We start from the raw sequence: 18,832 nt of genomic DNA on the forward strand, positions 1-18,832 counted from the left end.
TTAGTGGACACGATTGCCAGTCTGTTCAGCTTCATCACCACACCTGTCTCATGGGTGATCGTCCAGTTCCACAAGATGTACGGGGCGATCTTCGGCCCTGACACGGGCTGGGCCTGGGGTCTGTCCATCGTGTCCCTCGTGGTGCTGATCCGTATCTGCCTGATCCCGCTCTTCGTGAAGCAGATCAAGTCGACGCGGAACATGCAGGCGCTCCAGCCGAAGATGAAGGCGATCCAGGAGCGCTACAAGAGCGACAAGCAGCGTCAGTCCGAAGAGATGATGAAGCTGTACAAGGAGACGGGTACCAACCCGCTCTCCTCGTGCCTTCCCATCCTGGCCCAGTCGCCGTTCTTCTTCGCGCTGTACCACGTGCTCTCCGCGATCGCCTCGGGCAAGACGATCGGTGTCATCGACCAGCCGCTGCTCGAGAGCGCCCGGCAGGCCCACATCTTCGGCGCTCCGCTGGCCGCCAAGTTCACGGACAGCGCCGAGAAGGTCGCCGCCCTCAACGCCTCGCTGACCGATGTCCGCATCGTCACCGCGGTCATGATCATCATGATGTCGGCCTCGCAGTTCTTCACCCAGCGCCAGCTGATGATGAAGAACGTCGACCTCTCGGTGAAGACCCCGTACATGCAGCAGCAGAAGATGCTCATGTACATCTTCCCGCTGATCTTCGCCGTCATGGGCATCAACTTCCCCGTCGGTGTCCTCGTCTACTGGCTGACCACCAACGTGTGGACCATGGGCCAGCAGATGTACGTGATCAACCAGAACCCGACGCCGGGCAGCAAGGCCCAGGACGCCTACCTGCAGCGCCTGCTCAAGGGTGTCACCCACCACGGTGAGGTCCGCGGCCGTCGCCGCAAGAACATCGTCAAGGCGATCGTCGCCAAGGGCAGCGACCGCAACGAGAACGAGCGCCGCTTCTTCGCGGGCCTGGCCAAGGCCGGCTTCGCCGCCCAGGCCGACGGCACCGTGATCAAGGGCGACACCACGGCCGTCGAGGCGGAGGGCGGCGCCGCCACCCGGCGCCAGCAGCCCAAGCGCCAGACCAAGGCCCAGCGCCAGTCCGGCGGCGCCCAGCAGACCCCGGCGAAGGAGGCCGAGGACTCGGCTGCCGAGGCCGAGGAAGCCGCTGCCGACGACGCCGCCGAAGAGAAGGCGGCTCCCTCGCTGGAGAAGAAGCCGCAGTCCGAGGCGAAGGGCAGCAAGGCCGGAACCCAGGACGCGGGCGACAAGCCCACGCGGCAGCGGGCCAACTCCGGTGGCTCCCGCCAGCGCAAGGGCCAGCAGCGGCCCAAGCACCCCTCCTCCAAGAAGTAAGCCTCCACGAAGCAAGAAGGAGTCCATCCGTGACGGAAGGCACCACCTCCGCCGCCGAGGGTGGCGACACCCTGACCCGCCTGGAGCAGGAGGGTGAGATCGCGGCCGACTACCTCGAGGGCCTGCTCGACATCGCCGACCTCGACGGTGATATCGACATGGACGTCGAGGCGGACCGGGCCTCGGTCTCGATCCTCTCCGACTCGAACAGCCGTGACCTGCAGAAGCTGGTCGGCCGTGACGGCGAGGTGCTGGAGGCCCTTCAGGAGCTCACCCGGCTGGCCGTGCACCGGGAGACCGGTGACCGCAGTCGTCTGATGCTCGACATCGCCGGCTTCCGTGCCCAGAAGCGCTCCGAGCTGGCGCAGATCGGCGCCAAGGCCGCGGACGAGGTCAAGTCCAGCGGCGAGCCGGTCAAGCTGGACCCGATGACCCCGTTCGAGCGCAAGGTCGTGCACGACGCGGTCGCCGCCGCCGGTCTGCGCAGCGAGTCCGAGGGCGAGGAGCCGCAGCGCTTCGTCGTCGTGCTCCCTGCCTGATCCCTCTCGTAGTGTCGGCCCCGTCTGTTCGCAGGCGGGGCCGAATTTTGTCAGCCTGATAGTCAGCCACAGTGCGCTCGCACGTCATGCGTGCGGTACGGAAGGACGGTTCCCCGTGACGGAGGCAGCGGAGCTTCCCCAGGCGCCCGAGCAGGCGCGGACGGTCTTCGGTGAGTACTTCCCAGAGGCCGTGCGCTACGCGGAGCTCCTCGCGGACGCGGGGGTCAAGCGTGGCCTGATCGGCCCCCGTGAGGTTCCCCGCTTGTGGGAGCGCCACATCTTGAACTGCGCCGTGCTCTCCGAGGTCGTCCCCGAGGGCGTCACGGTGTGCGACGTCGGCTCGGGCGCCGGCCTGCCCGGCATCCCGCTGGCGCTGGTGCGCCGGGACCTGAAGATCACGCTCCTTGAGCCGCTGCTGCGCCGGACGAACTTCCTCCAGGAGGTCGTCGAGCTGCTCGGCCTCGACCACGTGACGGTGGTCCGTGGCCGCGCCGAGGAGATGCTCGGCAAGCTGCCGCCCGTGCACGTCGTCACCGCCCGCGCCGTCGCACCGCTCGACCGGCTGGCCGGCTGGGGCGTTCCGCTACTGCGTCCCTACGGGGAGATGCTCGCGCTCAAGGGAGACACGGCGGAGGAGGAGATCAACGGCGCCCGTGCCGCGCTGTCCAAGCTGGGCGTGGTGGCCACCTCGGTCGAGCACGTGGGTGAGGGGATCGTCGACCCGCTGTCCACGGTCGTCCGGGTCGAGGTCGGCGAGAGCCCGGGCGGTGTCAGGTTCGCCGCCAAGCGAGCCAAGGCGGCCAGGACCAGCCGACCCCGCCGCGGCGGTCGCTGACCCCTCCCTACTGATCCGTACAAGCTGCGATACGTACAGATTTCGGAGTGTCGAGCGGTCCCGGCCCTGCGGCGCGTGCATCGTGTTTCACGTGAAACGTCGCTCACTGCTGCAGGGGATCATCAGCCGCGGCCGCGCGGCTGCCACGCCCTGGGACCGCACACCTCCGGCGAAACCCCCCGTGAGGGTCAAGGGGTTGTCCACAGAGGTGGATTCCTCCACAGAACCACGGGCCTCGCTGGTTCACGACCCCGAAAGCATGGCAGGCTCTGTGCATCGCGAGCCTGAAGCCGAGGAGAGTGAATCCTTGCGGTCCGACGCCAACATCGCGGGACCGATGACCGATCCGGTCCCCGGTCCCCGAACCGAATCGGCGGGGGAGGATGTTTCACGTGAAACACCGCCCCCGATGGACGACACCCCTATCGGTCGTGCAGCCCAGCTGGCCGTAGAAGCCCTGGGTCGTGCGGGTGAGGGGCTTCCCCGGCCTGCCCAGACCCGCGTGATGGTGGTCGCCAACCAGAAGGGCGGAGTGGGCAAGACGACCACGACGGTCAACCTTGCCGCCTCCCTGGCCCTGCACGGTGCCCGTGTCCTGGTCATCGACCTCGACCCGCAGGGCAACGCCTCCACGGCGCTCGGCATCGATCACCACGCCGAGGTCCCGTCGATCTACGACGTCCTCGTGGAGAGCAGGCCGCTCTCCGAGGTCGTCCAGCCGGTCCAGGACGTCGAGGGCCTCTTCTGCGCCCCCGCCACCATCGATCTCGCCGGTGCCGAGATCGAGCTGGTGTCGCTGGTGGCACGAGAGAGCCGCCTCCAGCGCGCGATCCAGGCGTACGAGCAGCCGCTCGACTACATCCTGATCGACTGCCCGCCGTCGCTGGGCCTGCTCACCGTCAACGCCATGGTGGCGGGGGCCGAGGTGCTGATCCCCATCCAGTGCGAGTACTACGCACTGGAGGGCCTGGGCCAGCTCCTGCGGAACGTCGAGCTGGTGCGCGGGCACCTCAACCCCACGCTCCACGTCTCGACGATCCTGCTCACCATGTACGACGGCCGGACGAGGCTCGCCTCGCAGGTGGCCGACGAGGTGCGCACCCACTTCGGCAAGGAGGTGCTGCGCACCAGCATCCCGAGATCCGTGCGTATCTCGGAGGCGCCGAGCTACGGGCAGACCGTCCTCACCTACGACCCGGGCTCCAGCGGTGCCCTGTCGTACCTGGAGGCGGCCCGTGAGATCGCCCTGCGCGGTGCCGAGATCCGGTACGACGCCACGCACGCCCACACCGGTCAGCCGGGCATGGGCCATCAGAACAGCCAGCGAATGTCGGAGGGGATCCAGTGAGCGAGCGACGTAGGGGGCTGGGACGTGGGCTCGGTGCCCTGATCCCCGCGGCTCCCCAGGAGCGACAGGTACAGGCCGTGGCCGTGGGCGGCCAGGCGAACGCGTCCTCCGGTGCCGTTCCGGCGCTCGGTTCGGAACGGGGAGTGGCGGCGGCGAAGCTGGCGACCCTTCCGGCGAGCCCGCAGTCGCCCGACTCGGTGGTGCCGGCGCCGGTGCCCGCGGCCGAGCCCGAGGTTCTGCCGGAGTCCCCCGCCGGGGCGCACTTCGCGGAGCTTCCTCTGGACTTCATCACGCCCAACCCGCGCCAGCCCCGTGAGGTGTTCGACGAGGACGCCCTGGCCGAGCTGGTCACCTCCATCAAGGAGGTGGGTCTGCTCCAGCCCGTCGTGGTGCGTCAGCTGGGTGCCGAGCGCTACGAGCTCATCATGGGTGAGCGTCGCTGGCGAGCCTGCCGCGAGGCCGGTCTGGAGCGCATCCCCGCGATCGTGCGGGCCACCGAGGACGAGAAGCTGCTGCTCGACGCCCTCCTGGAGAACCTGCACCGGGCGCAGCTGAACCCGCTGGAAGAGGCCGCCGCCTACGACCAGCTCCTCAAGGACTTCCACTGCACGCACGACCAGCTGGCCGACCGGATCGGGCGTTCGCGTCCCCAGGTCTCCAACACGCTGCGTCTGCTGCGGCTCTCCCCGCCGGTGCAGCGCCGGGTCGCCGCCGGAGTCCTCTCCGCCGGCCACGCCCGTGCCCTGCTCTCCGTGGACGACCCCGAGACGCAGGACAAGCTGGCGTACCGGATCGTGGCCGAGGGGCTGTCGGTGCGGGCGGTCGAGGAGATCGTCACGCTGATGGGCTCGGAGCCCTCCTCCCCGGTCAAGCCGAAGGGGCCGCGGGCGGGTGCCCGCGTCTCCCCGGCCCTGAACCAGCTGGCGACCCGCCTCTCGGACCGCTTCGAGACCCGGGTGAAGGTCGACCTGGGCCAGAAGAAGGGCAAGATCGTCGTCGAGTTCGCCTCGATGGAGGATCTGGACCGGATCCTGTCGACGCTCGCCCCCGGCGAGGGACGTGTCCTGGACCAGGGGAACACCGCGCAGGACGAGCAGGACGGGCAGGACTCCGAGGGCTGATCCCCCTCTTCTTCTCGCAGGGCGGGGCGCGTTCCGGCTTTCACCGGAACGCGCCCCGCCCTTTGCCTGAGTGCGGTATCGCCCCCCTCACGCCCTCGTTACGATGCGAAGAGGCGTATTCGTCCGGCATTGGCCGAGGGAAACGAGGAGCAGCCGTGGGGCGTCGGCTCGTACCGCTCACCTTGGACAATCTTCCGGACCTCCCGAAGCGGTGCCGCTCCTGCGTCTTCTGGGAGCTCGATCCGGTGAGCGGAGAAGCGGCCGTGAAGGCCGGCCGGCCGGAGCTGGAGAAGGAGGCGTGGATCTCCGCCGTGCTCCTCGAATGGGGATCCTGCGGCCGGGTCGTCTACGTCGACGAGGTGCCCGTCGGCTATGTGCTGTACGCGCCTCCGGCCTATGTGCCGCGGGCCATCGCCTTCCCCACGAGCCCGGTCTCGGCGGACGCCGCCCAGCTGATGACGGCCTGGATCATGCCGGCGTACCAGGGGCAGGGGCTCGGGCGGATGATGGTGCAGACCGTGGCCAAGGATCTTCTGCGGCGGGGCTTCAAGGCGATCGAGGCGTTCGGCGACGCCCGCTGGAAGGAGCCGGCCTGTGTCCTTCCGGCCGAGCACCTGCTGGCCGTGGGGTTCAAGACCGTGCGGCCGCACCATGCGTTCCCGCGGCTGAGGCTGGAGCTGAGGACGACGCTCTCCTGGAAGGAAGACGTGGAGCTGGCCCTGGACCGGCTCCTGGGAGCCGTACAGAAGGAGCCGGCGCTGCGGCCCTTGTGACTCCAGCTGGACCTGCTCGTGAAAACGACGGTGGCCCGCCCCCTCGGAAGGGGGCGGGCCACCGCATGTTTCACGTGAAACAGTGCGCCGAGCGTCAGCCTTACTGGCCGATGAAGGTGTCGAGGTCGCGCTCGATCGCGGCCTTCGGCTTGGCGCCGACGATCGTCTTCACGACCTCGCCGCCCTGGTAGACGTTCAGGGTCGGGATGGACATGACGCCGTACTTGGCGGCCGTGGCCGGGTTCTCGTCGATGTTGAGCTTCACGACCTCGATCTTCTCGCCGTGCTCGGTGGCGATGGCCTCCAGCGACGGGGCGATCTGACGGCACGGCCCGCACCACGCGGCCCAGAAGTCCACCAGGACGGGCTTGTCGCTCTTGAGGACGACCTCGTCGAAGTCAGCGTCGGTCACGTTCTTCAGGGCGCCGGCCACGGCGACCTCCTTTATTGGCGGGGTGTGGGGTGATGAGGCGTAGGGGTCAGACCGCGGGGGTCTCGGCCAGCTTCTCGCTGTCGGCGAGGGCGGCCAGGAAGCGCTCGGCGTCGAGCGCGGCCGAGCAGCCAGTGCCGGCGGCGGTGATCGCCTGGCGGTAGGTGTGGTCGACGACGTCGCCCGCACCGAAGACACCCGTGACGTTGGTGCGGGTGGACGGGGCGTCGACCTTCAGGTAGCCCTCCTCGTCCAGCTCCAGCTGGCCCTTGAAGAGCTCCGTGCGCGGGTCGTGGCCCACGGCGATGAAGAGGCCCGTCACCGGGAGCTCGCTCGTCTCGCCGGTCTTGGTGTTGCGCAGGGTCAGACCGCTGAGCTTCTGCTCGCCGTGGATCTCGGCGACCTCGTTGTCCCAGGCGAACTTGATCTTCGGGTCGGCGAAGGCGCGCTCCTGCATCGCCTTCGAGGCGCGCAGGGAGTCACGGCGGTGCACGATGGTGACCGACTTGGCGAAGCGCGAGAGGAAGGTGGCCTCCTCGATCGCGGTGTCGCCGCCGCCGATGACGGCGATGTCGTGGTCCTTGAAGAAGAAGCCGTCGCAGGTGGCGCACCAGGAGACACCGCGGCCGGAGAGCGCGTCCTCGTTCGGCAGGCCCAGCTTGCGGTGCTGGGAGCCGGTGGTGACGATGACGGCCTTCGCGCGGTGCACGGTGCCGGCGGTGTCGGTGACGGTCTTGATGTCGCCGGTGAGGTCCACGGAGACGACATCGTCCGGAACGAGCTCGGCGCCGAAGCGCTCCGCCTGGGCACGCATGTTGTCCATCAGGTCCGGGCCCATGATGCCGTCACGGAAACCCGGGAAGTTCTCCACGTCGGTCGTGTTCATCAGGGCGCCACCGGCGGTGACCGCACCTTCGAAGACGAGCGGGTTCAGCGACGCGCGGGCCGTATAGAGCGCAGCGGTGTAACCCGCGGGCCCGGAGCCGATGATGATCACGTTACGGACGTCGCTCACGGGTTTCTTCCTCGTCTCTGCGGACTGCCTACTGCCTACGGGGGGCGATCGTGTCGGTCACTCTCACCCCACCCAACCGATCCTACGGGGCAAGCATTCCCGGGACCGCCGCCTGGCACGGCGCAGAGTTCACGAGCGCGGTACGGATTCCTTCAGCAGTACCTCGGCCGATGTGTTCCCGCTCCCCGTGGCACAGGAGGCGTCGACCACAAAGATCTGCACCCGGGTGCTGTCGGCGGTGTCGGGGAGGACGAGGAGGTAGGCGTCCCGGCCCTGGTAGTCGCCCTGCCGAAAGCCGAGGACCGGGTCCGAGCGGTGGGTGCCGGCCTGGACGCAGGCGGGCAGGGGGGCGGCGAGCTGGCGCTTCTGTCCGTCGCCGCCGTTCTGGGTGGTGAGCGACTCCGGGCTGTCCTGGGGGGCCTTGAAGGTGCTGTCCTGCTGGAGGAGGGCCTGGGCGGCGGCCTCGACCGGAAGACCGTCGAAGCGGGCGGTACCGGCAGCGCTGGCTGCGGTGTCGGAGGTGCTCTGCGCGCCCGAGCCGCCTCCGTTCAGCACGCCCGACTGGAGGAAGAACAGGCTCAGCCCCAGGGCCGCGGCACCGAGGGCCGCGCCCAGGACGGCGCCCCTGCGACGCCGGCGCCCACGGGGCCGTCCGGGGCCGGTGGAGGCGGAGGAGTGCCCGACCGGTCGGTCCGGGGCCGGGGTCGGGGTGGGCTCGGCCGGACGACCGCGCGATGTTTCACGTGAAACATGTGCGGTCGTGTCCGGCGCCGTGGAGTCCAGGAGGGCTTCGGCCGCCAGGGCGGCGTCGATCCGTCCGGCGATCTCGGCGGGCATCCGGGGCGGCCCGGGAAGGGTGCCCAGCAGACCCCGGATCTCCTCCAGGGAGGTCCGCACATCGGCGCAGAGGGAACACACGTCGAGATGGCGGCGTACGACCGCGCCACGGGAAGGCGACAGGATGCCTTCGGCGAGGTCGGAGATCTCCGAGACGTCGGGGTGCTGAGTCGTGTCGGCCGTGGAAGTCACGCGCGCCCACCTCCGCCCTTCACAGCAGCTGGATTGCTCGGTCCGGTCTCCGTCGGACCCGGCACCGGTGGGACGGATGTCCCCGGCGTCCGGTTCCTTCCCCGGTCGGGGCTCTCGTTACCCACCGTGTCGCCGCGCAGATGAGTGAGCATCGGAAGGAGTCTGGCCCGCCCGCGCGCACAGCGGCTCTTCACGGTGCCGGTGGGGACGTCGAGGACCCGAGCGGCCTCGGCCACCGGGTATCCCTGCATGTCGACCAGGACGAGGGCGGCACGCTGCTCCGCGGGGAGCGTGGCGAGGGCGGCCAGGAGCTGGCGGTGCAGATCCTGGCGCTCGGCCGGGGCTTCGGCGGACTCGTGCGGTTCGAGGAGCTGCTCGAACCGTTCGGTGTCGTCCACCGGGGAGGTACGGCGGGAGGCCGCCTTGCGTACCCGGTCGAGGCAGGCGTTCACGGTGATGCGGTGGAGCCAGGTCGTGACGGCCGACTGACCCCGGAAGGTGTGGGCTGCCCGGAAGGCCGACACGAGGGCGTCCTGGACGGCGTCAGCGGCCTCCTCGCGGTCGCCGAGCGTTCGCAGGGCCACCGCCCACAGCCGGTCCCGGTGGCGGCGGACGAGCTCACCGAAGGCGTCCTGATCGCCGGCCACATGGCAGGCCAGGAGTTCCTGGTCGCTGCGCTCGTCGCGTATGGCGTCGTCCAACGGTGAGCCCCTCCCCTGCTCGGTCAGCTGGTGATCTTGATATCCGAGATCTGGCCCTTGTAGCCGCCGCCACCGGCCGGCAGGTCGGTCAGCCAGACGAGCACATAGCGCGTCATGACCGGCTTGGCCGGGGTGAGGGACACCTGGGTACCGTGCCCCGAAGCCTGCGTGGCGAAGCCCCCGGGCTGGTCGGGCTGGGACGAGGCGCCCTCGGGCGCCGTCCGCAGTTCGACCGAGGTGCTGCCCTGGAACGTCACGTCGACCTTGGCGACCTGCTGGGCCTTGCCGAGGTCCAGGACGATCCCCACGCCGGACTTCAACCGGCCGAACTTCGAATAGCCGTCGTAGCGCATGGTCGGCCACGAGGTGTTCGGGTCGCCGTCGTACGCGTTCTTTATCTGCTCCGGGTTCTCCGCGCCGTCGCCCTCCGGGTCGAAGTCGTGGGCGTCGACGATCGCGACCGGCTTGCCGTTCGGCTTGTCCTTCTCGTCCTCACCGGTCTGCGGCTGGGTGACCTGCGGGGTGTCGGGGTCCTTCGGCTGGTTCAGGAGCCGGTCCGCGATCTGCCAGCTGCCCAGGCCCAGGGCGGCGATCAGCAGGGCCGAGACGGCCCACTTCAGCGCCTTGCCGGCACGGCTCTGCAACGGCGGCGGCGGAACCACGACCGGCTGGGTGATCTGCGGGCGCGGCTGAGGGCGCCCGTACGTGCCCTGCTGGTAGGTCGTGCGCTGGTACTCGGGCGGCGCCGGGAGCGGGAACACCGGCTCCGGCGGACGGATGCGCGGCATCGCCGCCACCGCCTTCGCGAGCTCGTCCGGGGTGGTGCAGGGCGGCTCCTGGCGCGAGGCGGTCGCCCCGTCGTTCGCCAGGGCGCGCATCGCGATCTCGGAGAGGCCGCGGTGGACACCCGCGCGCACCTGGTCGGGGGCGAGCAGCCCGACGCCCTTGGGGAGCCCGGAGAGGCCGTAGGCGTCGTTGTCGTACGGCCAGCGCTGGGTGAGCGCCGCGTACAGCAGGGCGCCGATCGCCTCGGTGTCGGTGCGCTGCGGCCGGTCGGCGCTGATGCCGCGCAGGGCGGCGTTCACGGCGAGGCCGCGGATGCGGTACTGGCCGGTGGAACTGCGCAGGACCGCGCTCGGCGTGAGCCGGAGGTGCGAGAGTCCCTCACGGTGCGCCGCGGCCATGGCCTGGGAGACCTGGCTGACCAACTGGTAGGCGTCGTGCGGCTCCATGGGCCCGGCGGCCAGGAGCGCGGTCAGCTCGGTGGAGTCGGGCAGCCACTCGTGCACGACGTACACCAGGTCGTTCTCCTCGACGGCGTCGAGGACCTGGACGAACCGCGGATCGCCGAGCAGCGCCGCGGAGCGGGCCGCGGCCAGGACCGAGCGTGCTCTCGGGTGATCGGCGGGCAGGATGTGCACGCCGACGGCACGGCGGAGCTTCTCGTCCACAGCACGCCAGCTGCTGAATCCGTCCAGTCGGGTGACGCACTCCTCCAACCGGTAGCGCCTGGCCAGCTTGTGGCCGCTGTGCAGTTCCGGTGCCGTGATGGAGGGCTGTTCGTCGCTCTTTGGTTCGCCCGCCTTGTTCTCCGTGGCCTCGGCGGTCGTGACCGCCTTCTTCTGCGCTTCCGCCACCCCGTCGGTCGCGGCCTTGTCCGCCTTGGCGGTCAGCGGGTCGTCACCGCTGTTGTCGGCCACGTCGACGGCAGCCGTGCTACGTTCCGCCACCGTCGTTCCTGCCTCCCCATCCGTTGCGCCACATCCAACAGCCATGCCAATTGTGCCCACAGTCCGACGCTATGCACGACACGCGTCGAGGGACGATGGTTGTGCGAACGCCGTTCGTCAGCGTCCCAGACGTCCACGGACCATACCGACCATGGAGTTGAGCTCCGCGATCCGCATGCGCTTGGCGGCGACGAAGAAGACGCCGAGCAGGACCGCTCCGCCCACGAGCAGCGCCACCAGCGAGCCGAGGGCCCCTTCGCCCAGCACCTTCAGGAGGCCGAAGCCGACCGCTCCGGCCACGATCGCGGCCGGCAGCGACGCGAGGCACAGGCGGGCGTAGGTGCGCATCACATGGGCGCCGTCGAGGTCGCCGCCGAGGCGGTTGCGCAGGCGACGCCAGGCGACACCGACACCGACCATGTAGGCCAGGCCGTACGAGGCGGCCATGCCGACGACGGCCCACTGGGCCGGGAGCACGACGTAACAGACGGCCGAGGCGGCCGCGTTGACCGCCGCCACGATGACCGTGTTGTAGAAGGGCGTCCGGGTGTCCTCGTAGGCGTAGAAGCCGCGGAGCACGACGTACTGGACGGAGTAGGGGATCAGGCCGAGGCCGAAGGCCATCAGGATGAAGCCCATGCCCTGGGCGGCCTGGACGCCGCTGGAGGCGTAGAGCAGGGTGCACATCGGGACGCCGAGGGCCAGGAAGGCGAAGGAGACCGGGACGATCGCCACGGCCGAGTTGCGCAGGCCCTGGGAGATGTCGTCCCGCACGGCGCCCGGGTCGTCGTCCGAGGCGGCGCGGGAGATGCGGGGCAGCAGCGCGGCCATGACGGAGACGGTGATGATGGCCTGCGGCATGCCCCAGATCAGCTGGGCGTTCGAGTAGGCCAGGAAGCCCGCGCCGTTCTTGCCGGACTCCTCACCGGCCGCCGTGGCGAGCTGGGTGACGACCAGGACGCCGGCCTGGTTGGCGAGCACGAACAGCACGGTCCACTTGGCCAGCTTGACCGTCTTGCCGAGGCCGTGGCCCTTCCAGTCGAAGCGCGGGCGGAAGCGGAAACCGGTCTCGCGCAGGTACGGGATCATCGCCAGGGCCTGGACGACCAGGCCGAGCAGGGTGCCGATGCCGAGCAGGCGGATGCCCTCGTCGGGGATGGTCTGGACGCCCATGTGGGACTCGGCGGAGGTGCCGTAGACCCAGATGAACAGGCCGAACGTGGCGATCATGACGATGTTGTTGAGGACCGGGGTCCACATCATCGCGCCGAACTTGCCGCGGGCGTTGAGGATCTGACCCATCACCACGTGCACACCCATGAAGAAGATCGTGGGCAGGCAGTAGCGGGCGAAGGTGACGGCGACGCTGTTGGCCGCCGCGTCGTCGGCGATGGTGTTCGACATCAGCCGGATCAGCAGGGGGGCCGCGAAGACGGCGATGGCGACGATCGCGCCGAGCGCGACCATCACGAGGGTCAGCAGGCGGTTGGCGTAGGCCTCGCCGCCGTCCTCGTCGTTCTTCATCGAGCGGACCAGCTGCGGCACGAAGACCGAGTTGAGACCGCCGCCCACGGTGAGGATGTAGATCATCGTCGGCAGGGTGTAGGCGATGGTGAAGGTGTCACCGAGCAGGGCGGCGCCGAGCGCGCCGGTGATCACGAGGCTGCGGACGAAGCCGGTGAGGCGGGAGACGAGGGTTCCCGCGGCCATCACGGCGCTCGACTTGAGCAGGCCGGAGGCGCGGCCGGACTTCTTCGGGGCGGGCGCGGGCATGGGGTCGGGCTCCGTCGAGGGCGGAGGCACCTGGCCGGGCGTCTGCTGGTCCCGGTAGAGGTGGGCGAAGGCGTCCGTCTCCGGCGCGTCCTCTCCCGCCCGGGTCACCAGGTCGTCGACCCCGGTGAACTGGACCGTGCGGGCGTCGTCGCCGTACGGAAGGTGCCGCGAGGGCCCGTCGGGTTCGGGTGCCGGGGTCTGCGCCCACACCCGGGGGTCCGGGGCGTGCGCGGGCACGGCGGGCTGCTGGTAGAGCGGCTGGGGCTCCGCGTAGGTGCCGGGCGGGGGCGGCGGGTGCGCGGCGCGGTCGTAGAGCGCCTCGGTCACCGGGTCCTGAGCGGAGAGGTCCCGGCCCTGGTACGGGTCCTGGGCGTAGGCGTCCTGGACGTACGGGTCCTGGGCGTACGGGTTCTGCTCGTTCGGTGCGTACGGGTCAGGCACGGGCTGCTGCGGCGGCGGCACCGGCATGGGGCCGGGTGCCGGTGCCGCGGGCGTCCCACCGGCGGGCGCGGTGCCGCCCGCGGCCTGACCGCGGTCACCGTCGTACGGCGCGTTCATGGTTACCCCACCTCATCGTCCCCGGCCGACCGGCCACGACATCGCTCAACGGTCCACTTTCTCACCCGGGCCCGACGGGTCGCCGCTTTCGGGACCGGTGTCCGGTGTCGGGTCACTCGGCTGCCCGGGATCGGCGGCCTCGGCACCCGTCTCCGGCTCCGCTTCGGCCGTGGCCTCGCCCTCGGCCTCGCCTTCCGGCTCCGTCTCGACTTCCGCTTCGGCCTGGGCTTCCGCTTCCGCTTCGGCTTCGGCGTTGCGGGCGGCGGCCCGCTTCCGCTGGGAGTACATGCGCACGCCGGCGAGGACCAGCAGGAGCACACCGCCGGCGATGACGAGCATCACCGTGGGGGTGATCTCGGAGACCTTGACGGTGAAGTTCATCGGCGGGCCGTAGGGCGTGCCGTCCTCGGTGTAGAGCTGGGCCGACATCGGGACCGGGCCGTTGGCGTTGGCCGAGGCGGTGAACTTCACCGACTGGCTGTGCCCGCCCTCGATCTTCACCGGCAGCTCGGCGACGGCGTCCCCGCCGTTCAGCTGCAGACGGGTCTTGTTGCCGGAGGTCAGCCGCAGCACCAGGTGGTCCACGCCCTGGAGCAGCTTGTTCTGCACCGTCACGGGGATGGTGGCGCTCCGCCCGGAGAGCAGCAGGTCCGACTTCTCGATCAGCTGCACCTCCCGGGTCAGGCTCTCCAGGTACTGGTGCACTTCCTGGCGGTACAGCGAGGCGGAGGCCTTCTGCCCGCGCCATGAGGTCGACATCTCGCGGCTGATCGCGTTGGTGAAGGGCGGCACGACCCGGTCCGGGGCCGTCAGGATCACCTTGAAGTCGTCCAGCTGGTCGCGGGTCTTCTTCATCTGCTCGAACGCCTCGACGTCGAGCTCCTGGGCGCGCAGCCGCTTCGGGTAGGCGGAGCCGCGCGGCACGCGGGTGGAGGCGTCCGAGTCGGGCTTGACCGTCGTGGCCGCCGCCGTCAGGTCCAGCGGCTGCGTCCAGCGCTTCGCGGCGCCCTGGAGCACCGACGCCATGGCCTGGGCCTGGGCGGTGCTCGGCATGCGCTGGGGGGCGACCACGACGCTGCGCTGGTCCTCGGGCCGCTCCAGGGTCACCGCGAGCGACTGGGCCAGGAAGGACTGGACGGCGAGGGTGGAGTTCTCGGCCCGGATCAGATCGCCGTCGAAGGCCGTGGACAGCTCGGCGTCGCTGACGACGGCGGTCGTGCCGCCACCGACCGGGCGCGCCGCGTTCGGCGTGTACGGGAGGTCGTCGCGGAAGCTGTCGCTGCGGGCGATCACGTTGTGCGCGCCGGCGGAGGTGGCGACGGACATGATCGAGGGGTCGACCGCGCCGTCCACGGGCCACGAGAAGTCGGTGGACGGCTTCACGTGGAGGATGGTCTCGACCGTGGTCGTGGCCAGTGCCGTCGCCTGCTGGAGGTGGCTGAGCGAGCCGGGGACGTCCTTGCCGTGGTGGGCCAGGGAGGCGAGGTCGGGGTCGGCGAAGGGCAGCGCGACGACCTTCTGGCCCTGGACCGCCTTCTCCAGAAGGTCGAGCCACCGTTCGGCGACGTTCTGGTTCTTGCCCGCGATCTCGGTGCTGCCGTTCTTGACCCGGTACGGCTTGGCCATGGCGTCGACGCTGGCCAGCAGGTCCGGGTCGATCACCCAGGTGACCGGGAGGTTCGTGCCGAGGCTGACCATCTCGTGCAGCCGGCCGCCGGGCGCGAGCTCGGCGGCGAGGTCGTCGTTCTCGAAGACCGGGGTCTGCTGGAGGTCCGGTCCCGTCTCCGCGGAGACATGGGTGGTGGAGATCAGCGGCCAGAGGTAGGTGAGCTGGGTCTTCTTGTCGGTGTCCTCGGGCTGGTACGGCAGGAAGGTCCGCTCGATGCCGAGGACCCGGCCGTAGGACTGGTTCCCGGTCTGCCCGGTCAGGGAGACCCCGAGCTGGTAGACGCCGGGGTCGTCGATGCCCAGCTTGGAGACGGGGACGGAGAGCGTGAAGTCCTTGCTGAGTCCGGCCCCCAGCTTCGGGATCTCGACCGTGTAGGTGCCGCCGAGGGGCGGCGGGTCGCCGCCGTCCCGGTAGCCGCGGCGGCCGGAGACGTCGTCGATCTCGCTGCGGCTGGTCATCCGGGGGCCCACGCGCAGATCCACGGTGGCGTTGGTCACGGCCTGCTTGCCGCGGTTGGTGACCGAACCGGTGAGGGTGAGGGTGTCGCTCTCGACCGGGGCGCTCGGCGTGAGCGTGTCGACCGACACATCGACGGTCCCGGCGCTGCTCGCGCTCTCGGCGGCCTGCGCCGAGGGAGCGTTCAGGGCCGGGAGGAACCCGGCCAGCAGCGGAGCCGCGATGACGAGAGAGACCAGGCGCCGCACCCGGCGGCGGGCAGGTGAGGGACCGATCCCCTGGATAGCTGCCGCCTCGGCCACGCGTCGCCCGTCCTCGTCGTTGTCTGTGGTGTGTGTGGTGTCGGTGGTTCCCGGTTGCTGTGTCCAGGCATGGTAACGAGGCACGCGGCGGCCAAGTGCCGGGGACTGCTCCAGGCGATCAAGCGAAGGGCGCCGGAGACGGCCGCCGGGCCGCTGTGGGCGCGGGAAAAACGGGGGCATCGGTACGAGCTGGGGCACGTACCCTTTTCTGTTGTGCCGAACGCCAACGAAGACACCTCGACTGCACTGAGCCAGGTGCAACGCCGCGCGGTCAGTGAACTACTGCGTGTGTCCCCCGTCGCCGACGACCTCGCCCGCCGCTTCCAGGAAGCCGGGTTCAGCCTCGCGCTGGTCGGCGGCTCGGTCCGCGACGCCCTCCTCGGCCGTCTCGGCAACGACCTGGACTTCACGACGGACGCCCGTCCCGAGGACGTGCTGAAGATCGTCCGCCCTTGGGCCGACGCCGTCTGGGAGGTCGGCATCGCCTTCGGCACGGTCGGCTGCCAGAAGGACGCCCGCGTCGGGGACGTGGTCCAGCGCTTCCAGGTGGAGGTCACCACCTACCGCTCCGAGGCGTACGACCGCACCTCGCGCAAGCCCGAGGTCTCCTACGGCGACTCCATCGAGGTGGACCTGGTCCGGCGTGACTTCACGGTCAACGCCATGGCCGTGGCGCTCCCGGAGAAGGAGTTCATCGACCCGTACGGCGGCCTGGAGGACCTGGCCGCCCGGGTGCTGCGGACCCCTGGAACCCCCGAGGAGTCCTTCTCCGACGACCCGCTGCGCATGATGCGCGCGGCCAGGTTCGCCGCCCAGCTGGACTTCGAGGTGGCCCCCGAGGTCGTCACCGCGATGACGGAGATGGCCGGACGGCTGGAGATCGTCTCCGCCGAGCGGGTCCGGGACGAGCTCAACAAGCTGCTGCTCTCCGCGCACCCCCGCAAGGGGCTGGGACTGCTCGTGGAGACCGGTCTCGCCGCCCATGTGCTGCCCGAGCTTCCGTCGCTGCGGCTGGAGAGCGACGAGCACCACCGGCACAAGGACGTCTACGAGCACTCGCTGACCGTCCTCGACCAGGCGATCGACCTGGAGGAGGACGGCCCGGACCTGGTGCTCCGGCTCTCGGCGCTGCTCCACGACATCGGCAAGCCGCGCACCCGCCGCTTCGAGAACGACGGCCGGGTCTCGTTCCACCACCACGAGGTGGTCGGGGCGAAGATGACGAAGAAGCGCATGACGGCGCTCAAGTACTCCAACGAGATGATCAAGGACGTCTCGCGTCTGGTGGAGCTGCACCTGCGCTTCCACGGCTACGGCACGGGCGAGTGGACCGACTCGGCCGTCCGCCGCTACGTACGCGACGCGGGTCCGCTGCTCTCGCGGCTCCACAAGCTGACCCGCTCCGACTGCACCACGCGCAACAAGCGCAAGGCCTCCGCGCTCTCCCGCGCGTACGACGGCCTGGAGGAGCGCATCGCTCAGCTCCAGGAGCAGGAGGAGCTGGACTCGATCCGCCCCGACCTCGACGGCAACCAGATCCAGGAGGTCCTGGGGATCCGTCCGGGGCCGGCCGTCGGCCAGGCCTACAAGTTCCTGCTGGAGCTGCGGCTGGAGAACGGGCCGATGGGGCACGACGGGGCCGTCGAAGCGCTCAAGGAGTGGTGGGCGGCACAGGGCGAGTAGACAGGCGGCGCTGTTTCACACGCGATGTTTCACGTGAAACATCGCGGTGCCGGTACCGAGAAGGGGCGATGTTTCACGTGAAACATCGCCCCTTCCTCGTCAGGCCCGCGAGGAGCGCCTGATGCTCCTCGCCAGCGCCAGCGCGGTGCCGGCGTAGAGAAGGGCCACCAGGATCACGAGCGGTGCGGACCGCCCGTCGGGGGGCAGCATGAGCGCGGCGAGCCCGGCCGCCCCGACGAAGGCGACGTTGAAGAGCACGTCGTAGAGGGAGAAGATCCTCCCGCGATAGGCGTCGTCCACCGAGGTCTGGACGACCGTGTCCGTCGCGATCTTCGCTCCCTGGGTGATCAGGCCGAGCAGGAAGGCGGCCACGAGGAACGGGGTCCGGGCGAAGGTCAGCCCGAGAGCCGGCGTGAGGACGGCCGCGGCTCCCGAGCAGAGGATCATCCAGCCGAAGGGTCCCAGCTTGCCGACCGCCCAGGGCGAGAGGACGGCCGCCGCGAAGAAGCCGGCTCCGGAGGCCGCGACGGCGAGTCCGAGCGCGGCCAGGCCCTCCGAGTCCGTCGAGCTCCAGGCGTACCGGCAGAGCATGAGCACGGTCACGAACAGGGCGCCGTAGCAGAAGCGCATCAGGGCGACCGCGGTGAGCGCCCTGGCGGCGGGGCGCCGCTCGGCGAGGTGGCGCAGCCCGCTCGCCAGCCCCTGGGCGGTGGATCTCAGGGCGGTGGACAGGCGGGGATGGACGCGCTCCGGGTCCGGGCCGAGGAGCTCGCGCGGCATGCGCAGCGAGGCGAGCGCGGAGCAGAGGTAGAGGGCGGCGCCGAGCAGGACGACGGCGGCGTCGGAGTTGTCGGCGACCAGTCGCATCCCGAAGGCCAGTCCGCCACCGAGCGTCGCGGCGAGGGTGCCGGCGGTCGGGGAGATCGAGTTGGCGAGGACCAGGCGCTCGTCGTCGACGACCCGGGGGAGGGCGGCGGAGAGGCCCGCCAGGACGAAGCGGTTGACGGCCGTGACGGAGAGCGCGGAGGCGTAGAAGAGCCAGTCGGGCGGGGAGGCCAGGACGAGCAGCGCGGTGCCGCAGGCGAGGACGGCACGCAGCAGGTTGCCGTAGAGGAAGACCTGGCGGCGTTGCCATCGGTCGAGCAGGACGCCGGCGAAGGGGCCGACGAGGGAGTACGGGAGCAGCAGCACCGCCATGGCCGAGGCGATGGCCGCAGGGCTGGTCTCCTTCTCGGGGGAGAAGACGACGTACGTGGCCAGGGCCACCTGGTAGACGCCGTCGGCGCACTGGGAGAGCAGGCGTACGGCGAGCAGGCGGCGGAAGTTCCGCAGGCGCAGGAGAACGCGCAGATCACGCACGACGGACATGGCAGCAAGACTCACACACGAAGAGGGCCCCCGGGCAGTGCCACGGGGACCCTCGTCAGTGAGCCGTTCGACCGTCAGGTCAGCGCTCGACCTCGCCCTTGATGAACTTCTCGACGTTGGCGAAGGCCTCGTCGTCGAAGTACTGCACCGGCGGGGACTTCATGAAGTACGAGGAC

At 70.2% G+C, this 18,832-nt stretch carries 15 protein-coding genes; 7 read left to right on the plus strand and 8 right to left on the minus strand.

All coding sequences use genetic code 11. The annotated features are described in order from the left end of the window. Window positions 1-3: 3 nt before the first annotated feature. From yidC to AB0Q96_RS09295, 6 genes are all read left to right on the plus strand, one after another. Complete coding sequence (gene yidC, locus AB0Q96_RS09270) at window positions 4-1,326, plus strand: membrane protein insertase YidC (RefSeq protein ID WP_365323245.1); 1,323 nt, start codon at window positions 4-6, stop codon at window positions 1,324-1,326. Window positions 1,327-1,355: 29 nt separating this feature from the next. After that, window positions 1,356-1,865 carry a R3H domain-containing nucleic acid-binding protein gene (locus AB0Q96_RS09275; RefSeq protein ID WP_365323247.1) on the plus strand — a complete coding sequence of 170 codons (510 nt, stop codon included), beginning with the start codon at window positions 1,356-1,358 and terminating at the stop codon, window positions 1,863-1,865. A gap of 115 nt (window positions 1,866-1,980) precedes the next feature. Beyond that, window positions 1,981-2,700, plus strand: coding sequence for a 16S rRNA (guanine(527)-N(7))-methyltransferase RsmG (gene rsmG, locus AB0Q96_RS09280; protein ID WP_365323249.1), 720 nt, complete (start codon window positions 1,981-1,983; stop codon window positions 2,698-2,700). 259 nt (window positions 2,701-2,959) lie between these two features. After that, window positions 2,960-4,048, plus strand: a complete 1,089-nt coding sequence (locus AB0Q96_RS09285) for a ParA family protein (RefSeq protein WP_365323251.1) — start codon at window positions 2,960-2,962, stop codon at window positions 4,046-4,048. Further along, entirely contained in the window at window positions 4,045-5,169 is a 1,125-nt protein-coding gene (locus AB0Q96_RS09290; RefSeq protein WP_365323253.1) for a ParB/RepB/Spo0J family partition protein, read from the plus strand. The genes AB0Q96_RS09285 and AB0Q96_RS09290 overlap by 4 nt, the downstream gene beginning before the upstream one ends. Before the next feature lie 155 nt (window positions 5,170-5,324). After that, window positions 5,325-5,942 (plus strand): GNAT family N-acetyltransferase, encoded by a 618-nt coding sequence (locus tag AB0Q96_RS09295; RefSeq protein ID WP_365323255.1) that lies wholly within the window; start codon window positions 5,325-5,327, stop codon window positions 5,940-5,942. A gap of 100 nt (window positions 5,943-6,042) precedes the next feature. On the opposite strand, the gene trxA is transcribed toward AB0Q96_RS09295, so the two are convergent. The 7 genes from trxA to AB0Q96_RS09330 form a co-directional block, all read right to left on the minus strand. Continuing rightward, on the minus strand, window positions 6,043-6,375 hold the full coding sequence (gene trxA, locus AB0Q96_RS09300) for a thioredoxin (protein ID WP_365323257.1): 333 nt from the start codon (window positions 6,373-6,375) through the stop codon (window positions 6,043-6,045). 46 nt (window positions 6,376-6,421) lie between these two features. Beyond that, entirely contained in the window at window positions 6,422-7,387 is a 966-nt protein-coding gene (gene trxB / locus AB0Q96_RS09305; protein ID WP_365323259.1) for a thioredoxin-disulfide reductase, read from the minus strand. Window positions 7,388-7,516: 129 nt separating this feature from the next. After that, window positions 7,517-8,416 carry a hypothetical protein gene (locus AB0Q96_RS09310; protein ID WP_365323261.1) on the minus strand — a complete coding sequence of 300 codons (900 nt, stop codon included), beginning with the start codon at window positions 8,414-8,416 and terminating at the stop codon, window positions 7,517-7,519. Further along, complete coding sequence (sigM, locus tag AB0Q96_RS09315) at window positions 8,413-9,117, minus strand: RNA polymerase sigma factor SigM (RefSeq protein ID WP_329422208.1); 705 nt, start codon at window positions 9,115-9,117, stop codon at window positions 8,413-8,415. Before sigM ends, AB0Q96_RS09310 begins: the two co-directional genes overlap by 4 nt. A 23-nt stretch (window positions 9,118-9,140) precedes the next feature. Next, window positions 9,141-10,847, minus strand: coding sequence for a protein kinase family protein (locus tag AB0Q96_RS09320; RefSeq protein WP_365323263.1), 1,707 nt, complete (start codon window positions 10,845-10,847; stop codon window positions 9,141-9,143). 117 nt (window positions 10,848-10,964) lie between these two features. After that, a complete protein-coding gene (gene murJ / locus AB0Q96_RS09325; protein WP_365323265.1) occupies window positions 10,965-13,178 on the minus strand; it encodes a murein biosynthesis integral membrane protein MurJ in 2,214 nt (737 codons plus the stop codon). A 45-nt stretch (window positions 13,179-13,223) separates the two neighbouring features. Beyond that, complete coding sequence (locus AB0Q96_RS09330) at window positions 13,224-15,605, minus strand: DUF6049 family protein (protein WP_365323267.1); 2,382 nt, start codon at window positions 15,603-15,605, stop codon at window positions 13,224-13,226. A gap of 213 nt (window positions 15,606-15,818) precedes the next feature. On the opposite strand from AB0Q96_RS09330, the gene AB0Q96_RS09335 reads away from it, so the two are divergent. After that, a complete protein-coding gene (locus tag AB0Q96_RS09335; protein ID WP_365323269.1) occupies window positions 15,819-17,288 on the plus strand; it encodes a CCA tRNA nucleotidyltransferase in 1,470 nt (489 codons plus the stop codon). A 99-nt stretch (window positions 17,289-17,387) separates the two neighbouring features. Here the strand turns inward: AB0Q96_RS09335 and AB0Q96_RS09340 are convergent, their stop codons facing one another. Beyond that, a complete protein-coding gene (locus AB0Q96_RS09340) occupies window positions 17,388-18,656 on the minus strand; it encodes an MFS transporter (RefSeq protein WP_365323271.1) in 1,269 nt (422 codons plus the stop codon). Window positions 18,657-18,832 lie beyond the last annotated feature (176 nt).

Source organism: Streptomyces sp. NPDC093111, assembly GCF_040683955.1.
Lineage (GTDB): Bacteria > Actinomycetota > Actinomycetes > Streptomycetales > Streptomycetaceae > Streptomyces.